The organism is Larsenimonas rhizosphaerae (genome assembly GCF_026240105.1).
Classification (GTDB): Bacteria; Pseudomonadota; Gammaproteobacteria; order Pseudomonadales; family Halomonadaceae; genus Larsenimonas; species Larsenimonas rhizosphaerae.
Window position 1 is genome coordinate 1 of sequence record NZ_JAPIVE010000001.1, and the last position, 21537, is coordinate 21537.

General features: G+C 58.7%; 15 protein-coding genes. 14 read left to right on the plus strand and 1 reads right to left on the minus strand.

All coding sequences use genetic code 11. The features are described 5' to 3' along the window. The 13 genes from OQ287_RS00005 to OQ287_RS00065 form a co-directional block, all read left to right on the plus strand. Nucleotides 1–3247: VCBS domain-containing protein (locus tag OQ287_RS00005; protein WP_265895147.1), on the plus strand; the 3247-nt coding region annotated here is incomplete at its 5' end. Between the two features lie 34 nt (nucleotides 3248–3281). Next, on the plus strand, nucleotides 3282–5471 hold the full coding sequence (locus OQ287_RS00010) for a type I secretion system permease/ATPase (protein WP_250935737.1): 2190 nt from the start codon (nucleotides 3282–3284) through the stop codon (nucleotides 5469–5471). After that, entirely contained in the window at nucleotides 5461–6852 is a 1392-nt protein-coding gene (locus OQ287_RS00015) for an HlyD family type I secretion periplasmic adaptor subunit (protein WP_265895149.1), read from the plus strand. Before OQ287_RS00010 ends, OQ287_RS00015 begins: the two co-directional genes overlap by 11 nt. A gap of 24 nt (nucleotides 6853–6876) precedes the next feature. After that, nucleotides 6877–8178 (plus strand): TolC family outer membrane protein, encoded by a 1302-nt coding sequence (locus OQ287_RS00020; RefSeq protein ID WP_265895150.1) that lies wholly within the window; start codon nucleotides 6877–6879, stop codon nucleotides 8176–8178. Nucleotides 8179–8218: 40 nt separating this feature from the next. Then, nucleotides 8219–10144 carry a bifunctional diguanylate cyclase/phosphodiesterase gene (locus tag OQ287_RS00025; protein WP_265895152.1) on the plus strand — a complete coding sequence of 642 codons (1926 nt, stop codon included), beginning with the start codon at nucleotides 8219–8221 and terminating at the stop codon, nucleotides 10142–10144. Between the two features lie 143 nt (nucleotides 10145–10287). Continuing rightward, nucleotides 10288–10896, plus strand: a complete 609-nt coding sequence (locus OQ287_RS00030; protein WP_265895153.1) for a transglutaminase-like cysteine peptidase — start codon at nucleotides 10288–10290, stop codon at nucleotides 10894–10896. 141 nt (nucleotides 10897–11037) lie between these two features. After that, entirely contained in the window at nucleotides 11038–12249 is a 1212-nt protein-coding gene (locus OQ287_RS00035; protein ID WP_250937967.1) for an acetylornithine/succinyldiaminopimelate transaminase, read from the plus strand. A 5-nt stretch (nucleotides 12250–12254) separates the two neighbouring features. Beyond that, the gene (locus OQ287_RS00040) at nucleotides 12255–13292 is read left to right on the plus strand and encodes an arginine N-succinyltransferase (RefSeq protein ID WP_265895154.1); all 1038 of its coding nucleotides are present in this window, start codon (nucleotides 12255–12257) and stop codon (nucleotides 13290–13292) included. Continuing rightward, on the plus strand, nucleotides 13292–14305 hold the full coding sequence (gene astA, locus OQ287_RS00045) for an arginine N-succinyltransferase (protein ID WP_250935743.1): 1014 nt from the start codon (nucleotides 13292–13294) through the stop codon (nucleotides 14303–14305). Before OQ287_RS00040 ends, astA begins: the two co-directional genes overlap by 1 nt. A gap of 28 nt (nucleotides 14306–14333) precedes the next feature. Beyond that, on the plus strand, nucleotides 14334–15806 hold the full coding sequence (gene astD / locus OQ287_RS00050) for a succinylglutamate-semialdehyde dehydrogenase (RefSeq protein ID WP_265895880.1): 1473 nt from the start codon (nucleotides 14334–14336) through the stop codon (nucleotides 15804–15806). Between the two features lie 68 nt (nucleotides 15807–15874). Further along, nucleotides 15875–16819 (plus strand): carbohydrate kinase family protein, encoded by a 945-nt coding sequence (locus tag OQ287_RS00055; RefSeq protein ID WP_265895156.1) that lies wholly within the window; start codon nucleotides 15875–15877, stop codon nucleotides 16817–16819. 231 nt (nucleotides 16820–17050) lie between these two features. Next, on the plus strand, nucleotides 17051–18490 hold the full coding sequence (eat, locus tag OQ287_RS00060; protein WP_265895157.1) for an ethanolamine permease: 1440 nt from the start codon (nucleotides 17051–17053) through the stop codon (nucleotides 18488–18490). 110 nt (nucleotides 18491–18600) lie between these two features. Continuing rightward, nucleotides 18601–19317: a glutamine amidotransferase-related protein gene (locus OQ287_RS00065; RefSeq protein ID WP_250935748.1), complete on the plus strand. Its 717-nt coding sequence runs from the start codon at nucleotides 18601–18603 to the stop codon at nucleotides 19315–19317. A gap of 8 nt (nucleotides 19318–19325) precedes the next feature. Here the strand turns inward: OQ287_RS00065 and OQ287_RS00070 are convergent, their stop codons facing one another. Further along, nucleotides 19326–20378: an FAD:protein FMN transferase gene (locus OQ287_RS00070; protein WP_265895158.1), complete on the minus strand. Its 1053-nt coding sequence runs from the start codon at nucleotides 20376–20378 to the stop codon at nucleotides 19326–19328. Nucleotides 20379–20487: 109 nt separating this feature from the next. Between OQ287_RS00070 and OQ287_RS00075 the strand changes: the two genes are divergently transcribed. Next, the gene (locus tag OQ287_RS00075; protein ID WP_265895160.1) at nucleotides 20488–21450 is read left to right on the plus strand and encodes an alpha/beta hydrolase; all 963 of its coding nucleotides are present in this window, start codon (nucleotides 20488–20490) and stop codon (nucleotides 21448–21450) included. Nucleotides 21451–21537: the final 87 nt, after the last annotated feature.

The window sequence follows — 21537 nt, forward strand, 5'->3', positions numbered from 1 at the left end:
CACCGAAGATACGGTGCTCACCACCTCCGGCACCCTGACCGCCACCGATACCGATGCGGGTGAGTCCGCGTTCGTCGCCCAGCCGGGCACGGCTGGAACGTACGGCAGCTTCGCCATCGACGCTTCTGGAAACTGGTCCTATCAGCTCGACAACACCAACGGCGACGTTCAGGCCCTGGGCGACGGCGACACACTGACCGAGACCTTCACCGTCACCACCGCGGGCGGCGACCGCGAGACCGTCACCGTCACGATCAATGGCACCAATGACGCCGCCGAGATTACCGGCGTGCAGACCGGTACCGTTCAGGAAGACGCGATTTTCTCAACAAGCGGCATTCTCTCGGTAACCGATGCCGATCAAGGCGAGGCGTCGTTTGTTCCCCAGGGCAGCACGGTGGGGCAATACGGAACATTCACTCTTTTGAGTACCGGAATCTGGACCTACGCGCTTGATAACGCGAATGCTGATGTGCAGGCCCTGGGCGCTGGCGAGAATAAGATCGAGAACTTTACCGTTACCACCGTGGGCGGGGATACCGAAACGGTAACGATCACTATCAACGGTACCAACGATGCACCGATCGCGACGTCGGACACGTTCACGGTGGCCGAAGATACGACACTGACGCTGTTGCCCTCGGCGCTTTTGGCCAACGATACCGATATTGACGGTGATGCGTTGACGATCCTCGGGGTAGGCAGTGCCACCAACGGTGCTGTTCAGCTCAATGAGGATGGCACGGTGACGTTTACACCCGATGGCAATTTTTCCGGGGTGGCCTCGTTCGATTATCTGGTCAGCGACGGAAAGGGAGGCACGTCGGTGGCAACGGCATCCATTGGCGTGGTGGCAGTGGCCGATGCGCCAGTCGTTTCGGCAGTGCTGGGAGAGACTCTGGAATCGGTTCGTAACGAGAGTATCTCCATTGTCGATGGTGCGTCGGTGATCAATGTGGATAACGGGCTCATATCCGGCGCCAACGTGGTCAAGGGGCCGTTCAGTGTCTTTGAGCTTGAACCCGGCAGCGGAGGTAATACCCTCGATAGTGATGTGATCGTGCTTGAAGGCAATTTCAATAGTCTGGTGGAGGGTGGGTTGCCATTGTTGTCGATCGACGGCGGTGGCAAGGATTACCTCTACCTGGCTGGCGATTACTCACTGTATGACGTGTTGCTGGGCGAATACCTCACAGGCTCCGGTTACGAGGGAACGCTGGTCGAGTTGTCGACTGGTAGCATCATCAGTCTCAGCAATATTCGCGGTCTGATTTTCGAGGATGGTACGACGGTGCTGCCTGAGGGGGCTTCCTCAACCGTCTCCGAGGGCGGGTATGACGTCATCGAACTGACGGTATCTGCGTTGTTGAGTGATACCGATGGCAGCGAAGCCCTGAGTGGCATCACCCTGTCCGGGATCCCCGATGGGGTGACGGTCGAAGGCGGCGGGGCACAGTTGCTTGAAGGTGGTAACTGGTATCTTCCCAATCCGGATGGATCCGACATGTCGGGCCTGGTGCTGACGCTGAATGTGCCACTGTCCGGCGATACCTTCAGCGTGCAGGCACGAGCTGTTGTGACGGAAGCTGCCAATGGCGCGACGGCAGAGGGTACAGCCGTCAGCGCAAGCATTGAGCGCTACAGCGAGCTGGCCGGCTCACCAGGCGAGGATACGCTGATCGGGACCGGCGGCAACGACATCATGATCGGTGATGCGGCCGGCATGAAGCTCGTGGCGGGACAAAACTACAATATTGCCATCCTGATGGACACCTCGAGCAGTCTGTCCGCGGAATCGGTCGATCAGGCGCGTGCAGCACTCAAGAGTGCCTTTTCCACGCTCAAGCAAAGTGCCGATGCGCCGGCCGCCGGTACGGTCAATCTCTTTCTGGCGGACTTTGATCACAGGGTCGAGCGTTCGATCAGCCTTGATCTTGCCGACCCGGATGCGCTGTCACGGCTCGATACCGTACTGGATGCCATGTCGAACGATGGCGGTACCAACTATGAGGATGCCTTCAAGACAGCCGCCAACTGGTTCCAGAGTGACGTGGTGCTTGCCAATAGTGGTCAGAATCTGACGTATTTCATCACGGATGGTGAACCGACCTATTACAACCAGGAATTCAATACGTTCAGGGCCGTAGATAGAGCGCTCTCTTCCGATGTGAATTATACCTTTGACGCGTCAGGCTATGTCCCCGGGCAGCCGGTGTACCTGTCGACATCCTTTGGCACGTTCGAGGTGCTTGATGCCAATGGCACTGTTTACGCCTATAGCGAGGTTCTACTCGTTGGATGGACAAGGACAGCCATTGGTACTGTAGAGCCCAATGGTGCCGGCAGTCATGAGCTGGCATATCTGGCTGGCGATGGGTACGTCACTGATACAACCATTGCCAATGCCGACAGCAGCTTTGCGCTGCTTGGCAGTGTCAGTACGGTCGAAACCATCGGGATAGGGACCTACCTGAATGAAGACCAGCTCAGTGGTTACGACTCCGATGGGGTTGTTCAGGCCAATGTAGACCCGTCCGAGCTGGGCAATGCCATTCTTGCCGGCAATGTGGAAGCAGCCCCTTCCGGTGATTCACTGCTGGGAGCTGCGGGTGATGACATCCTGTTCGGTGATCGCTTCCATGTTCCGGGCAGTGAGTCGGATGGTCTTGAGGGCCTCAGGCAGTACGTGGCGCAGCAGACAGGGGTCAGTGATCCGGACAGTCTCGATACGAGCGCGCTGCATGAGTACATTCAGTCGAACCCTGACACCGTCGATTTTCGTGAAACCAGCGGTGCCAATGATGTTCTGAATGGCGGTGCCGGTGACGATCTACTGTTTGGCCAGGGCGGGGATGACCTTCTGATCGGGGGCAGCGGCAACGATATTCTTACCGGTGGCACCGGGGCTGACATTTTCGCCTGGATGCAGGGCGATGACGGTACCAGCGACGCCCCGGCGGAAGATCATATTACCGACTTCAGCCTGACCGAAGGGGACGTCATAGACCTCTCCGACATGCTGGATATCGATAGCGCGGATGCTGACCTGCTGGCGCAATACCTTCATGTGACGTCCGGCGATGATGGCAGCAGTACGATCGAAGTCAGTCCGCAGGGGGCCTCCGGCGGCGCAACGCAAAAAATCGTTGTAGACAACACGGACCTGACCAGCCTGGGTGGTTCCGATGCCGAAATCCTTCGGCAGATGGTGGATGGCGGAAATCTTAAAACACAGATGGATGGGTAGGGCAGGGACCCTGCGCCATTCCTGAGGGGGAGCATTGGCAGACGAAGCGACGCCGTTACGGCCTGAGCCAACCGGGGAGCGTGAGCGTGATCCCCTGCTCCATGCCCTGGCCTTTTTATCGCGATATTACGGGGTGCCCCGCTCGGTGGCGGTGCTCAGCGATGGGTTGCCATTGAGCGATGGGCGGCTGGCACTGGCGCTGTTACCTCGAGCGGCACAGCGGGCCGGGTTATCGGCCCGTCTGGTCAATCAGCAGGTAACGCGCATTTCTTCCCTGTTGATGCCATGTATCGTGCTGCTCAAGCATCAGCGGGCGGTGGTGCTTTTGTCGGTGGATTCAGCCAGTGACAAGGCCGAAGTCTATCTGCCGGAAGCCGATGGCACCGAGATGCTGTCACTGGAGGCGCTTCAGGAGGAAGCATCCGGGCGGGTTGTCTACCTGAAGCGTGAGCATCGCTTTGATGAGCGTACTCGCGAAACGGCCAGATTGCCGGAAGGGCACTGGTTCTGGTCCACCCTTCGTCTGTCGGCACCCATCTATCGCGATGTGTTCATCGCTTCCATTCTGGTCAACCTGTTTGCACTGGCTTCTCCGCTGTTTGTCATGAATGTCTATGACAAGGTCGTGCCGAACCTGGCGTTCAATACCCTGTGGGTGCTGGCCAGCGGCATGGCCATCATCGTGGTGTTCGATCTGATCGTTCGACAGGTGAGGGCGTGGTTTCTGGATGTGGCCGGCAAGAAGTCCGAAATTCTGGTGTCCTCGAAAATCTTTGCCAAGACCATGAACCTTAGGATGGAGTCGCGGCCGGCATCAGTGGGTGGCTACGTCAAGCATGTGCAGGAATTTGAATCGATTCGCGAGTTTTTCACATCATTGACCATGACAACGCTCATTGATCTGCCGTTTGCCATTTTCTTTCTGGTCATCGTGTGGATTGTGGCGGGCCCGCTGGTGCTGGTACCGATCATTGCCCTGATCATTCTCCTGGGTTACAGCATTGCCATTCAATGGCCGCTCAAGCGCAGCATCGAGCTGGGGTCACGGCTGTCTACCGAGCGCCACGCTCGTCTGGTGGAAAGCGTGGCCGGCATGGAAAGCCTGAAACTTGCCAATGCCCAGGGTGAAACACAGCGTGCCTATGAACGAGCAGTGGGTGAGATTGCCCGCTGGGGTGTCAGAAGCCGCAACCTGACGACATCGGTCAATTCGCTCACCATGAGCATCAGCCAGCTGGCCACCGTGGCCCTGATTCTGTTCGGGGTATATCAGATCAGTGATGCCTCGCTCAGCATGGGCGGACTGATTGCTGCTGTCATGCTGACCGGCCGCGCCCTGCAGCCGCTGTCGCAGACCGCCATGCTGATTACCCGACTGGGACAGACACGCAGTGCCATGGCTTCCCTGAGTCAGATCATGGCCCTGCCGGAAGAAGTCGATGAACAAAAAAACTATGTGCACCGCGAACGGCTGAACATGCGCATCGAGTTCGACCATGTTGGGTTTCGTTATGGTCCTGATGCACCTGAGGTGCTGAGTGATCTGAGTTTCAGCATCAATCCCGGTGAGCGTGTGGCCATCATCGGCCGAATCGGTGCAGGCAAAAGTACGCTGCATCGCCTGATGTCCGGGCTCTATCAGGCGACCAGCGGCAGCCTTCGAATAGATGGTCTGGATATCAATCAGCTTCATCCCGCCGATGTGCGTCGGCATATCGGTCATGCCGGTCAGGATGGCTCACTGTTTTTCGGCTCCATTCGCGACAACATCATGCTGGGCCAGCGTTACGCCAGTGATGAAGCCGTGCAGCGTGCTGCCACCCTGTCGGGTGTAGTGGAATTTACTCGTCTTGATCCTGACGGGATGGATCGACAGGTAGGCGAAGGCGGGCGACTGCTTTCGAGTGGTCAGCGGCAGGCAGTGTTGCTGGCGCGGGCCCTGCTCACTCAGCCACCGCTACTGCTGCTGGATGAACCAACCGCTCATATGGATAACCGCTCCGAGTTCCGTCTCAAGCAGATGCTGGCCACGTTGCCACGTAGCCAGACGCTGATACTGATTACCCATAAAAGCGCCATGCTCGATCTTGCCGAGCGCGTCATCGTGCTGGAAGGCGGACGTATCATGGCAGATGGCCCGAAGGATGAGGTTCTGAATCGCCTGAATGCCCGAACAGCGGCACGTCCGGACGCGAGTGCGCCGGGGAGGCAACATGGCGCGTAACACGGAATCAGTAATAGAGCGTGAGGATATTCACTATCTGGACGATGCCAGCGCTGCCGTGCTGCTGGCAACGCCCTGGAAGTCCCGGTTTCTGATCTGGCTTTTGCTGGCTTTCATGGGCGTGGCGCTGGGGTGGGCTGCGCTGGCTCAGGTCGAGGTCGTGACGCGCGGCACCGGTGAAATCGTACCTTCCACGCGACTCCAAACCATACAGAACCTGGAAGGGGGCATCATTCGTGACCTGCTGGTCAGCGAAGGCGATGTGGTTGACGCGGGCCAGCCGTTGGCACGCATTGATGATACCCGTGCCGGGGCGGATCTGGCGGAGCGGGAGTCCACCCTCTCAGGGCTGCATGCGCGCATTGCGCAGCTGGAAGCCGAACTGGCCTCGGTGGTGATCACCCCGGATGCCGCTGACTGGCAGGGTCAGGTCAGCCTAGAGCTTCATCCCCTGGCGCTGGATGATGCATTCAGGGCTGCCAATCCATCACTCAGTCAGAGTGCTTCTGCAGCTTATCGTGAGCGTATCGGTGGGCTGCGTTCCCAGTTGTCCCAGAGTCGCGAGCAGATTACCCAGCGTCAGCAGGAACTGCGTGAACTTGATGCGCGTGTGGCAAGCCTGAACCGTAGTTACCAGCTGGCTCGTCAGGAACTTTCCATTACCGCGCCGCTGGTCAGGGAAGGCGTCGTGTCACGGGTCGATCTTTTACAGATTCAGCGTAACGTCAATGACCTGCGCGGCGACCTTGAGTCAGCCCGGCTGGCCATTCCTGCCAAACAGTCGGAATTCGAAGAAGCCATCAGCCGCCGGCTGGATGTGGCACGGCAGTTTCGTGTGAAAAGCGCTGATGCACTCAGTGAGGCGCGAGGCACCCTGGACAGTCAGCGCCAGGGACGCTCTTCCCTGCGGGATCGGGTAGACCGCACCCTGGTAACCTCACCGGTACATGGCACGGTGCGTTCGATCAACATTACTACCATTGGTGGAGTGATCGAGCCGGGCCAAAGCCTGATGGAAATCGTCCCGGTCGAAGACAAGCTGCTGGTTAACGCTCGCGTCCTGCCGCGGGATATCGGTTTTCTACAGCCAGGCCAACCCGCCACGATCAAGTTAAGCGCCTACGATTTCACCATCTACGGCGGGCTGAACGGCACGGTCGAGCGCATCAGCCCTGACACGGTACAGGACGAGGAAGGCAACAGTTTTTATCAGGTACGCATTCGTACCAACGGCAATCATCTCGGCAGTGACGCTGACCCATTGCCCATCATTCCTGGCATGCAGGTAACTGCGGACATCATTACCGGAGAACAGACCATTTTGCAGTACCTGTTAAAGCCGATTTTGCGCGCGCGTCAGGGCGCGCTTCGAGAACGATAAACAAGGTATCAGGGGACAGTACCAATGAAAAAACAATGGTGGTGGCTGGCAGCGCTCTGCATGGCACCGGCAGCTCAGGCACAGACGCTGGCAGAGGCTGTATCTCAGGCGGTACATGAAAACCCGATCACCCGTACGGAAATTGCCCGGTATGAAGCCCGGCAGGCCGACGCCCGCGCCGCGAAGGGGGGCTATCTGCCGACCGTGGATGTGACGGCACGCACTGGCCGTGGGCGGTTTGAAAGCGAAACCAACGGCATCAGCGCCAATTCAAAGCCACATGACTATCAGCGCGCGTCCATCACGCTGACCCAGCTGATCTGGGATGGCAATACCACCATCGAGCGCATTCGTCAGGCCAGGACCGAAGCCGACTATCAGAAGCTTCAGGCGGCTGCAGCAGCCAACAGCGTGGCGCTTTCAAGTGTCGAGGCTTACCTGAACGTGCTGTTGAATCAGCAGCTGGTTGAACTGGCCGAACGTAATGTCGAAATTCATCAGGATACCGCCTCCGATATCCGGCGCCGTGCTGAAAGTGGTGCCGGTACCACGGCGGATGCCACTCAGGTGGAGGGGCGGTTGGCTCAGGCTGAATCCACCCTGATTGCGGCACGGAATAATCTGGCCGATGCCGCGTCGGCCTATCAACGCTACGTAGGGGCGGCGCCCACCCGGCTTGTCGAGCCCGATGAGCCGGACATGACGGCACTGCCGGACAGCCTGAAGGACATTCAGGCGCTGGCACGCAAGTATAATCCGCTGCTTTTATCGGCTGAAGCATCAATACGCTCCCAGCAGCATCAGCGCAACGCCGAGCGGGGGGATTTCTGGCCAACGTTCAGCCTGGAAGGCAGTCGCTCATGGGCCGAGGATTATGACTACGAGGGTGTCAGCGATGATGACTGGAGTGCGGAGCTTGTCATGCGCTACAGCCTGTACCGTGGTGGCATCGATGCGGCCGAGCTTCGTTCGCAGAGCCATGCACTTGAAGCAGTGAAATACGATAGCGATCGCGCCCGCCGTGAGGTCAGTGATGAACTGAGGCTGGCCTGGAATGCGCGTGACTACCTTCGTAGTCAGATGCCTTATCTGGATCGTCATGTCGAATCCAGCAAGCAGTCGCGGGTCAACTACCGCAAGCAGTTTGATATCGGTCGCCGCTCACTGCTGGATCTTCTGGATAGTGAAACCGAGTTTTATCAGTCGCGCCAGGCAAGGTTGCGCGCTGAATCCGACCTGATGCGCGCGCGTTATCGCCTGCTGTCAGCCACGGGCCAACTGCTGGACACCCTCAAGGTGGACGTCAGCTGGCCGAAACAAGGGTAATACCCCCCGTGTCGTATTCGACAAGGTCAAGGAGTGTGGCATGAGCTTGTATCGTCGGCTGATTGGCGCAGTCATCATATTGCTGCTTTTGTTTTCAACGGGTGTCTTCGTCATCGAAGTGCAGCAAAAACGCGATGTGCTTGAGCAGCAGCAACGTAATCAGGTGGCTAACCTGACCCAGGCCCTCAGCCTGTCACTGGTGCCCTTTGTCGAGGTGGGTGACTGGGTGGGTGCCGAAACACTGATGCGTGCCACCTTCGATGGCGGTTCGGTCAAGCGGATGTATCTGGATGCCGTGAGTCGGGACAAGCCACTGAGGATCGAGCAACAGGTCAGGGAAGATGCGCCTTCCCTGTTTCGGAGCATGATAGATCTGCCCGAGCAGGAAGGAGAGCGTGACATCAGTGGTGGCTGGTCTCCGCTGGGAACCATCTACATCGAAGCTGACAACAATACCGCTTATAACCAGCTCTGGTACCTGGCCCTCAAGATGTTTGGCTTTTTGAGTATCGCCGTCGTGATTGCCGTGCTGGTCTGTACGGTACTGCTGCGGTGGCTCCTTTCACCATTGCATGACCTGTCGAGCCATATCAGTGCGATGGAGCTTCAGGGCTTCAGCAAACCCCTCAAACCAACCAGTATCAAGGAACTGCAGGGCATCACTGCCGCCGTCAACCGTCTCGGGCAACGGTTGAAGGAACAATATGATGCACAGGCGCAGCAGGTGCGTCGCCTTCAATCCATGGCCGAGCGGGACGCGGTATCCGACCTGGGCAATCGGGCATATCTGGCGCGGGTCATGGAGGAATGGCTGGCCTCGGCCGATGGTGGCGCGTTGATGATTCTGCAGGTCGATGCGCTGGATGACCTGTATCGCCGTGACGGTTTCGAGGCACGAGACAACGCGGTGCGGGCCATCGGGCAGCAATTGCGTGCAGCGCGGCTTAATAACGAACCACTCAATGCGGCCCGATTGTCTGCCAATGAGTTTGCAGCACTGCTGCCGGATGCCGACGACGATGAGCGCTATCGGTTCCTCGAGCAGTTGATGGGGCTGCTGAACCGGATAGTTGATGCAAATCCGCTCTCCGATGAGCAGCTTGATGCGTGTCGCGCCGGGATTGTGGTCAAGGAACCCGGTGCCCGACGCATGACCATGCTGGCGGCGGCGGACAAGGCGCTTCAGGCGGCTCGTGAACGTCAGGTCGACTGGGAAATGGCGCCCAAGGCGTCTGCTGCCAGTGAACGCAACCGCAGCGAGTGGCGTCAGCTGGTCGAACAGGCCATCGATAATGATACCTTCGCCTTTGTCGCTCAGCCGGTTCTGCTCAGCAACGGTGAGGAATTTCATCGGGAAGTGTATCTTCGCCTCCCGGAAGGGGACCGGGTACATTCCGCCGGCAGTTTTGTGCCGGTGGTCTACCACTTCCGAATGGGTAACCGTCTGGATGAGTATGTCTGTGACTGGATTGACCGGCGCAGGACAGGTTTAACCAACAGGCTGGCGGTGAACCTGACTGTCGATACGCTGGGAAATGCCGTTGCCCTCGGGCGCTTCATGCGCTGGCTTGAGAAGCACCCTCATACTGCTGCCGGGCTGGATATCGAGCTTTCCGAAGCCGATGTGCTCAAGCATCCGACGTCAACCCAGAAACTGTGTGATCAGGTTCGTGCGCTCGGTGGCCGTACCGGCATTGACCGGTTTGCACGCAACCTTCAGATCATGCCGTATCTGGTGTCGCTGCGACCGGACTACGTCAAGATTGATCAGTCCTTCTTCGTTCGTGAGGAAGTGGATACCGAACTGCTCCGAAGTCTGTGCATGGCTGCGCACCAGGTCAACGCGCGCGTCATCGTGACCCGCGTTGAAACCGAAGAGCAGCGTCAGCGGGTCATCGATATCGGTGCTGACGGATTCCAGGGCTATTTGGCGCCTGTCGAAGCTCTGGTGGTGGACGAGCACTGACTGTGTCACTGAATGTGGCGGGCCCCTGCATTCGGGGCCTTTTTTGTCCCGGCCAGGGACATCATGCCTTCGAATGAGGGCGTAATCGAGGCATTGGCATGCGTTTCATGGCAGTCCTGACAGTGACTCTATTGAGCGTGATCATGCCTGTCGCCGTCGGGGCCGAGCCGGTACTGCCGGCAAAGTCCTCCATCCGCGCCGTTTATGGCAATCAGGCGGTCAGTCGCGTTACTGCCTGGGAACGGATGATGCGCCAGGCAGCCTCGCTGAGCATCGATAAAAAGCTGCGTATTACCAATGACTTTTTCAATAACCGCGCCGCCTTCAAGGATGACATTGTGGTGTGGGGTGAAGAGGACTACTGGGCTACACCGGTCGAGTTTCTAGGGCGGGGGGCGGGGGATTGTGAAGACTTCGCCATGGCCAAGTATTACACCCTGATTCAGTTGGGGGTGCCTGACAGCCGAATGCGGCTGCACTACGTCAAGTATATTCCCTACGACCAGTTCCACATGGTGCTGACCTATCAGAAGTCGGCCACGGCCATGCCGCTGGTGCTTGATAATATCGACAAGAACATCGTACCCGCCTCACGGCGCAGTGACCTGCTGCCCGTTTACAGCTTCAACGCCAGTAACATGTGGCTGTCCAAGCTGGAACGCGACGGGCGTGAGGTAGGAAGTTCAAGTCGATTGAGCCTGTGGCAGGAATGGCTGATTCGGATGGAAAATGGCGTCATGCGTCGTCCGTGATATTGTTTTATCCCTGATTTTTCGTCTCCGTAATGCCTTGAACGTGCTGCACAAGGTTTCATAAGCTCATCTTCAGGGGTATAAATAAAGGAGGCCATTGAAGGCCTTTTTTTAATGACGACTGATTTCGGAGATACCCCCATGAGCTGGACGCCGACTCGCGAAGATTTTGACCTTTATATGGTGCCGAATTACTCACCACAGCGAGTCATACCGGTCCGCGGGGAAGGTAGCCGACTATGGGATCAGGAAGGGCACGAGTACATCGACTTTGCTGGCGGCATTGCCGTTAACGGGCTGGGGCATGCGCACCCGGCCCTGCTTGCCGCACTGAAGGCGCAGGCCGATAAGGTCTGGCATCTTTCCAACGTATATACCAATGAACCGGCGCTGAAACTTGCCAGAATGCTGGTAGAGAACACCTTTGCGGAAAAGGTCTTTTTCTGTTCCTCCGGTGGCGAGGCCAACGAAGCGGCGCTCAAGATGGTGCGTCGCTACGCGTTCGAGAAATTCGGTGAGCACAAGAACAAGATCATTTCCTTCCGGCAGTCATTCCACGGCCGTACCCTGTTTACGGTCAGCGTTGGCGGGCAGCCAAAATATTCCGAAGGCTTCGGACCGATTCCCGGTGGTATTCATCACGCCACCTTCAATGACCTCGACAGTGTGGATGCCCTGATAGGAGATGATACCTGTGCCGTGATCGTGGAGCCGGTGCAGGGAGAAGGTGGCGTCATGCCTGCGAATCAGGCGTTTCTGGAAGGACTGAGGGAACGGTGTGATCGCCACGATGCACTGCTGGTCTTTGACGAAGTACAAAGCGGCATGGGGCGTAGCGGGTCCCTGTATGCCTACATGGATTATGGTGTTACCCCGGATGTTCTGACTTCTGCCAAGGCACTGGGAGGTGGCTTCCCGATTGGTGCGGTACTGACGACCAATGATATTGCAGCAGTGTTTCAGCCCGGTACACACGGGTCTACCTATGGCGGTAACCCGCTGGCCTGTGCTGTTGCCCTGGCGGCGGTTGAAACCATCTCCTCACCGGAAGTGCTTGAAGGCGTGGCCAGCCGTCACGCCCTGTTTCGCCAGCGCCTTGAAGAACTGAGCGAGAAGCACGGCGGCCTGTTCAGCGAAGTACGGGGCATGGGGCTGTTGATTGGTGCCGAGCTGTCGGAAGACTTCAGGGACCGAGGGCGGGATATTCTGGCGGCCTCGATCAAGGAGGGGCTGATGCTGCTGGTTGCGGGACCCAATGTGCTGCGATTTGCTCCGTCCCTGATCATTTCCGAAGAGGAAGTCAATGAAGGGATGGCACGGCTTGATCGTGCACTGGCCACTCTCAAGGCATGATCAGCATGTCCTGGGTAGTGCGCCCGGCAGAGCGTGAGGATGTCCCCGGGATCCTCGCGCTGGCGGAGCATGCCTCGCCTCGCCTTACCAACCTTCCCCCGGATCAACGGCGCCTGGATCAGCGTGTTCAGGCGTCCCGGCGTGCCTTTGATATCGAGCAGGGCCCCGATGCTCAGGCCTGCCATATGCTGGTGATGGCGGATGCCCATACCGGTACGTTGCTGGGCACGGCCAGTCTGCGGGTAAAGGCCGGTGAAGGCGAGGCGTATTACACGTACCGTCAGGAGCAGCTGATTCATGCGTCACACCAGCTGGATGTGCGCGTGGAAGTGCCCATCCTTGCATTGACCCACGAGCTGTCTTCCTCATCGCTGTTATGCGCACTGGCCCTGTCGCCGCGTCTGGATGACACCCAGCGCCTCAAGGCACAGCGTCTGCTGCGCCGGGCACGGTTGATGATGATCTCCCAGTGGCCCGAGCGCTTCGCCGATCGTTTGACCATGGCTCTTCCGGGTGTCATCGATGATGCCGGGCATTCCCCGTTCTGGAACAGCGTCGGAAAACACTTCTTCGGGCGTGATTTTCAGGACATCAACTTCCAGGCCGGCCTTGAATCCAAGAGCTTCATTGCCGAGGTGATGCCGCCGTATCCCCTGTACCTGTCGTTATTGAGTGATGCCGCCAGGGAGAGCCTGGCGCATGCGCATCGAACGCATCACAAGGCCCTGTCTGACTGGTACCAGGAAGGCTTCGAGGATTCCGGCCACGTCGATATTCTGGACGGAGGGCCGGTGCTGTCCGCCCGGCCATCGGCGGTTTCCGTCATCAAAAATGGTACCTGGCTTCCTGTCACCATTGCCCATCAGACCACGCCGACACATCGTCTTTTACTGGCGGGGCAGGACCTGGCGCGCTATCGCTGCAGTATGCTGGATGTCGCCATGTCGCCTGCCGGGCAGGTGGTGCTGACGCCTGAACAGGCCAGTCTGCTGGGCGTGACGGCAGGTGTGGCAGTACGTGCGGTGCTGGAGGATGGCCTGTGATGATACTTCGCCCCATACGGCCTGATGATCTTGATCAGTTGCATGAGATGGCCATTGAAACCGGTGCAGGGTTTACCTCCCTGCCGGATAATCGTGACTTTCTGGCCGAGCGGATCGCTCAGTCCTGCGCCGCCTTTGAACAGGCGTCCAGCGAGGGAGCGGCCCTTTATTTCTTTGTCCTCGAGGATGTTGAGCAACAGGCGCTCGCCGGTTGTTGTGCCATTGAGGCGCGTGTAGGCCTTGAAGCGCCGTTCTACAGCTATCGGGTCGGGCGAATTGGTCACTCATCGCCCCGTCTCGGGCTGCATCGGGTGCTGCAGACCCTGTCCCTGTCGTCTGATCATATCGGTGATGCGGAAGTCTGCTCACTTTACCTTCGCCCTGACTGGCGGCGCGATCGGCTGGGTGTGCTGCTGTCGCGCTCGCGCTGGCTGTTCATGGCGCAACATCGCGCATTGTTTCCTGAGCGGGTGTTTGCCGAAATGCGGGGCGTACTGGATGAACATGGCAGTAGTCCATTCTGGCGGCATCTGGGCCGTCATTTTCTACCGCTGGATTTTCATGAGGCTGACCGACTGACCGGGCTGGGTGAGAAAAGCTTTATTGGTGAATTGATGCCCAAGCATCCGATTTGCGTATCGCTGCTGCCGGAAGAGCTGCAGGAAGGCATCGGCAAGGTCCACCACAATACGCGTCCGGCCCTGGCAATGCTCAACCGGGAAGGGTTGCGGTGGGAAGGGTACATCGATCTGTTTGATGCCGGCCCGACCGTTGAATCCTACCTGGATGACGTGGCGGGCGTCTGTCAGAGCCGACTGGTGACTGTCACCCTCGGTGAGACGGTAGCTGTCAGTGAAAGGCCGTCCACGCTGGTCGCTTCCACCGGGTGCGAGGCCTTTCGTGTGATCTGGGCCAGCCATGCACCCGCCGATGAAACGCTGGCATTGACGGAAGAAGAGCTGGCCGCGTTAGGTGTATCGGCCGGCGACACGGTTCGGATACTTGCATCGTGATACACATACCAACAGGAGACGCGCGATGATGACGGTCAGGCAGCAACTCTGGATAGATGGCCAGTGGCGTTCAGGTGAGGGTGAGAATATTGCGAAGCATGACCCGGTCGATGGGCGGCTTGTCTGGCGGGGTGACAGTGCCACGGAGGCTCAGGTGGATGAAGCCATCACGGCTGCGCGTCGGGCCTTTCCCGAGTGGGCCCGCCGTGCATTGAGCGAGCGTCTGGCCATTATCGAGCGGTTTCGCTCCTCTCTTGAACGTCATCACGAGACGCTGGCTACCCTGATTGCTCGTGAAACCGGCAAGCCCTACTGGGAGTCGCTGACGGAGGTCAGCGCCATGATTGCCAAGATAGAGGTATCCCGCCAGTCACAGGAAGCACGAGCCGGAGAGCAGCAACGACAAAACGGTGCCATGCGGGAAGTAGTGCGCCATCGACCTCATGGCGTCATGGCCGTATTCGGGCCTTACAACTTCCCCGGTCACCTGCCCAACGGGCATATTGTACCGGCGCTGCTGGCGGGCAATACGGTCGTGTTCAAACCCAGTGAGCTGACGCCGGCCACGGCAGATCTGGTCATGCAGTGCTGGGAGGCCGCGGGGTTGCCGGCAGGTGTGATCAATCTGGTACAGGGGGGAGCAGATACCGGGCGAGCCCTGTCGCAGCACCAGGGCGTCGACGGGCTCCTGTTTACCGGTAGCGCTCGCACCGGTGCCCTGTTGCATGCACAGTCGGCCGGGCAGATGAGCAAGGTGCTGGCGCTGGAGCTGGGTGGAAATAACCCGTTGATCGTGGGCGAGCTTGAGGCGCTGGAGCCTGCCGTACTGGCCATCATCCAGTCTGCCTATGTTTCCGGCGGGCAGCGATGCACCTGTGCGCGACGATTGCTGGTCCCTCGTACCGCTCAGGGCGATGCGTTGATCGAGTTATTGATCAATACCCTCAAGACCCTGCGTGTGGCCGAACCGTTTTCGGAGCCATCACCCTTTTATTCCGGGCTGGTTTCGTCCCAGGCAGCGCATGGCCTGCTTGAGGCTCAGGCGGCACTGGAGGCTGCTGGCGGGGAGGTGCTGGTACGACTTGCCTTGCTGGAAAAGGGCTCCAGCCTTTTGAGCCCCGGGCTTGTCGACGTGACCGGCTGCTCCGTGCCGGATGAGGAGTATTTTGGCCCCCTGCTGCAGGTAAGGCGCTACGAGACCATGGATGAGGCCATCGAGCTTGCCAATCAAACCCGTTATGGGCTGGCCGCCGGCTTGATCGGCGGAACGGCGTCGGACTGGGATAACGTACTGCTGCAGGTGCGTGCCGGTATCATCAACTGGAACCGTCCGACCACCGGGGCCAGCAGCAAGGCACCATTTGGCGGGGTCGGGGACAGCGGCAACCACGCCCCGAGTGCCTGGTACGCTGCCGATTACTGCGCCTACCCGGTCGCTTCAATGGAGTCTGACCAGCCGGTGTGGCCGGACAGTCTGCCGCCAGGGCTTGAAATAGAGTGATGAGACAGGACGTTTACCTGATCTCCAGTCATGCGGCTCAGCCGTAAAAAACCGTAGAAGGAAAAACGATGTTCCTGATTTGTGGCGAAGCCCTGTTTGATTTTTTTGTCGAGCCTGACCAGGCAGCAGGTCATGCGTCAATGACGTTCAAGGCGATTGCTGGTGGCTCGCCATTCAATGTCGCCGTCGGGCTGTCCCGGCTGTCTCGAAGCTCGGCACTGATGACCGGCGTATCGGATGATTTTCTGGGCGAAAAGCTGTTTGATGTGCTGACCAGGGAAGGCGTCAATACCGACTATGTCGTGCGGCTGGATGCGCCAACCACGCTGGCCATGGTGGCTCCGGGCTCCGATGGATCGCCACGGTACGCCTTCTATGGCGAGCGTGCGGCTGATCGCAGTCTGACTCGAGCCCATCTGCCGGTGTTGTCCGATGAGGTGGAAGGGATTCACCTTGGGTCCTACTCGCTGGTCGTTGATCCTACTGCTGATACACTGCTGGATCTGGTCGCTCACGCCGGAGAACAGCGGCTGATCTCCCTTGATCCGAATATTCGTCTGGCCATCGAACCCTCCGTTGAGCGTTGGCAGCAGCAGGTCAGTGCCTTTGCATCTTATGCCAACATGATCAAGCTCAGTGATGAGGACGTGCACCTGTTGTACCCCGAGCGAGAAATCGAGGATGTAGCTCGTTCCTTCTTGAGCAAACGCTGCGGTCTTGTCATCGTGACCCAGGGGGGCGATGGGGCAGTGGCCTATACGCATGATCATGCGCCTGTCAGTGTGCCGATCACACCGCTTGACGTGGTGGATGCGGTTGGCGCTGGGGATACCTTTCAGGCTGCGCTGCTGTGCTGGTTGAGTGAGCAGCGTCTCTCTACACCGGCAGGTGTCTCCGGACTGGTACCGGAACAGATTCGGGCCATGATGGCGTTTGCCCACCGTGCTGCTGCCGTCACCTGCCAGCGCCGTGGCCCTGATCTGCCCCATAGAAGCGATGTTGCGGATGCCTGATATCGGTTGATAGCCGCCACTGCCGTGACCATGTCAAAAGGGGAGACCATGAGGTCTCCCTTTTTTGTGCACACAAGTGAAAGAACCCTCGCTTCTACTCACCCGGCCCGGCATGATGAAAAAGCCCGACTTTCGTTGCATGACAACGGGGAAGAAAGCCGGGCTTCGGCATATTGCACTATCCATCACTGCACACATGCACATCACTGCCAACAATAACAAGGTGAGATCATGAGCAAGCACAACGCATCACGACATGACGTGGGGTACCAATCCGTCAGCGATGATTACCTCGACAAGCGGCAACTGAAACACGGCGCTGCCGGGTGGATACTGCTGGCTGGCCTTGGGGTTTCCTATGTGATTTCAGGAGACTTCGCCGGCTGGAATTTCGGGCTGGCCTCGGGAGGGTTCGGTGGGATGCTGATCGCCACCCTGCTGATGGCGATCATGTACACAGGCATGGTGTTTACACTGGCGGAGCTGTCTTCTTCGCTGCCAACGGCCGGGGGAGGCTATAGTTTTGCCCGCCGTGCGATGGGCCCCTGGGGGGGATACATCACCGGCACCGCCATTTTGCTTGAATACGCCATCGCCCCCGCTGCAATAGCGATCTTTATCGGAGGGTATGTCGAGTCATTGATCGGTGTGAATGGCCCTCTGGTATACGCTGCATTCTATGCTGTTTTTGTCGGTATCCATTTATGGGGGGCCGGGGAGGCACTCAAGATAATGATCGGTATCACGGCGCTGGCAGTACTGGCGATCGGGGTATTTATCATTGGCATGCTGCCGCATTTCAGTATCGATAACCTGTTTGATATTGCACCGGATCAATCCACGGTAGGCGCCTCGATGTTCCTGCCGCACGGGTTCATGGGCGTGTGGAGTGCGCTGCCGTTTGCGATGTGGCTGTTTCTGGCCGTGGAAGGGGTACCTCTGGCCGCCGAGGAAGCCGGTGATCCCGGACGCGACATGCCGCGAGGGATTATTACTGCCATGCTGATCCTGCTGGTATTTGCTGCCAGTGTGCTGCTGCTGGCACCAGGAGGCGCCGGTGCCGAGGCCATGAGTACCTCGGCAGCGCCGTTGGTGGATGCCCTGTCAGCGGTGTATGGTGAGGGCAACTGGGCGGCAGGTTTTGTCAACCTGATCGGACTCGCCGGTCTGATCGCTTCTTTCTTCTCGATCATCTTTGGCTACTCTCGGCAGGTATTTGCCCTGTCCCGCGCGGGCTATCTTCCCAGAGGACTGTCGCTGACCAATGCACGCAAGGCACCGGCCATGGCACTGATCGTACCCGGCATCATCGGGTTCCTGCTCTCGCTGACCGGCGAGGGTGATCTGATGATCACCATGGCGGTATTCGGAGCGACGATCTCCTACGCGATGATGATGCTGTCACACATTCTGCTGCGCCGCCGTGAGCCCGATCTCAAGCGTCCCTACGTTACCCCCGGCGGGACGCTGACCTCCGGTGTGGCCATGGTGCTGGCCCTGATTGCCTTTGCATCCACCTTTGTAGTCAGTATTCAGGCAGCTCTCTGGTCGGCACTGTTTTACGCCATCATGCTGGCGTACTTCGGGCTTTACAGCCGCAAGCGGCTTGTGGCTCGGGCGCCGGAAGAGGAGTTTGAAGCCATCGCCAGTGCCGAATCCGAACTTCATTAACGAACGCATTCTTTTTAAGAGTGGTGCGATGAGAGGGGCGTCCACGCCTTGATATAAACAGGGCGTGGCCGTTGTTGTAATCAGATAACCAAGGGCCAACGGGAGACACAATGCATATCGGCTTACTTCAATGTGATGATATTTCGCCTGCCATTGCGAAGGAGCATGGCAACTATCCCGAAATGTATCAGCGTCTGCTGCGACAGGCCGACCCGGCGCTCACGTTTGAAACCTGGCGCATACATGAAGATGAACTGCCTGATTCACTGGATGATGCCGATGTCTGGCTGATTTCCGGCAGCAAGGCCAGTGTGTATGACGGCCATGACTGGATTGCTCCCCTTGAGGAGTTTGTTCGTTGCCTGTGGGTAGCCCGACGGCCACTGGTAGGCATCTGCTTTGGCCATCAGTTGATCGCCCAGGCCCTGGGAGGGCGTGTGGAGAAAAGCGCTCGTGGCTGGGGCGTCGGTGTATCCTTCAATGCGGTGACCATGCAGATGCCGTGGATGGAGCCGTGGCAGAAGGGGCTTGATCTGGTCGTCAGTCACCGCGATCAGGTCGTGGAGTTGCCGGCTGCTGCCGAAGTGCTGGCGGAAAGCAGTTTCTGTCCGAGCTATATGCTGCAGTATGACGACTGCTTCCTGAGCGTTCAGGGGCACCCCGAGTTTACCCGCGCCTGTGGGGGGGCACTGATGAACCAGAAGCAGAATATCCTGCCTGGCAATGTGTATCGTGCAGGAATGAATTCCCTGCTGGCCGAGATTGACGATACGCTCATGGCGCGCTGGATCGTGGGCTTCATGCGTTACGCCCACGAGCACGAATAGCCGCCGTCTCAGTTGCCGGTCACTTCACTGACCAGTGGCGTGTTCTTCAGCGCGTTACTTTCATGGGTGACCGGCGTCTGGCCTTTCTTCTCGACCAGATACACCGGCATGTTCAACTGATTGGCGGCGGCCAGTCCTTCCTTGGGCCCCAGGCACAGCAGGGTCGTGGCCCAGGCATCGGTAAGGGCCGGGCGCGTACCGAACACGGAGGCTGATACCAGGTGGTGCGTGACAGGTCGACCGGTACGGGCATCAATGATGTGGCCGTAGGTCTTGCCCTGTTCATCAAAATGGCGACGATAGGTACCGGACGTATTGAGCGATACGCCATCCTGCTGAGTGATATCAAAGGCCCGCTGTGAGGCGGGCGCACCCTGTTGGGGCTTTTCAATACCTACCCGCCATGCGCTACCGTCCGGTTTATGCCCTCTGGCAAACAGGTCTCCCCCCATCTCGACCAGATAATTGGTGATGCCGTGCTGCTGCAATACGTCCGCGAGTTGCTCGATGGTGTATCCCTCACCCATGGACGATAAATCCAGCGACAGGTCGGGACGTGTCTTTCGAATTTCTCCGGTACTGGTATTGACTTCGATGTGCTGCAGGCCGGTGTGGGTCAGCGCGCTTGAAATGTCAGCATCGGTCGGCACATGAAACTGATGGGTCTGGAAGCCCCACAGGCGAAACAGTGGCGCGATGGTCGGGTCATAACAGCCGCCGGATTGTCGATTGACGTCGCGTGCGATGTGCAGCAGTGCCAGCACGCTTCCAGGGGCCTTTTGCCAGTCAGTGGAGGTTCCCTGGTTGAAACGAGCCAGCCAGGAATCATCGCGATAGGTGGATATGGCCTGATCGATGCGCTTGAGCGTGTCGGACATGTCGCCGGCAATTGCCTTGTCATCGCTTTGATCCTCGCTCCACCACTTGATGTGGTAGCTCGTGCCCTGTGCCTGACCCTCTGCGACATGCAATGCCGGCGGGCGATCGCACCCGCTCAGCAGTACCAGGGCAAGGCCGCAGACGGGGGCAGCAATGATCGAGTGGCGGGATGTCGATAACATGGCAACGCTCATGACAGAAAATGTAGCCGGGCATTGTCCCTCGAACGGTGCGGCCTGTCATGCCGTACCGACTATGCTGTGTGATATTACCTTTGACCGAGGATAGCTCATGCCGCTTGACCGTCAGTTTCATGCGTGGCTGGTAGAAGCCGCCCAGCACCCCCTGCCTGATTTTTCGACCGGTTCAGTCAGTGATGTGCGTCAGGGGCTTGATACGGAAAACAACCGTCGCACCCTGCCGGGGTCAACGTATCCCGTGGCGCGTATCGACCACGAGACACTATCCGGCGAGACCGATGCCGGCATCGGTCTTCGCTGGTACATCCCTCAGGTACATGGCTCAGTGGCCTCACTGCCGGTCGTCACGTTCTTTCATGGTGGCGGGTTTGTGATTGGCAGCGTCGATAATTACGACACGCTGTGCCGCGCCCTGTGCCGTGCCTCGAAAACCATTGTGGTATCGGTCGAATACCGGCTGGCACCTGAGGCACCGTTTCCCGCCGCGACAAATGATTGTATGGCGGCGCTTCGTCATGTCCATGCCACTGCGGCGCAACACGGAGGGGATGCCGAGCGTCTGGCGGTGGCCGGTGACAGTGCCGGAGGGCAGTTGGCGGCCGTGACGGCACTACGAGCCCGGGATGAAGATGGGCCCGCCCTGATGGGACAGTGCCTGATCTATCCGCAGACCGATTTCACGGCGGCCGGTACTGACTCGCTGGATCGTCATGGCGTCGGGTATGGCCTGACGCGACAGGCCAGAGACTGGTTTGTTGCACAGTATCTGACCTCCCCGGAACAGGCGCTTGATCAGCATGTCGGCCTGCTCCAGCGGACGGATCTGGCCGGGCTTCCACCGGCGCTGGTCGTGACGGCGGAGTTCGATCCGCTGGTGGATGAAGGGGAGGCCTATGCCCGTCATATGGCCGAGGCCGGCGTTACAGTGATTGCCAGTCGCTATCATGGCGTCATTCATGGCTTCATGCGGCGGGTAGGGCAGCATCGACTGGCAGATCAGCTGGTTCAGCAGTGTGGGGGCTGGCTGAGGACCACACTGGCTCCGGTGAACTGATGTCGACAAACGTCTAACGGTATTGTCATACCACCAGGCGTAGGGTATCCGAAGAGGCCGCCATGCAGGGCGGCGTCTTTCGTTAGG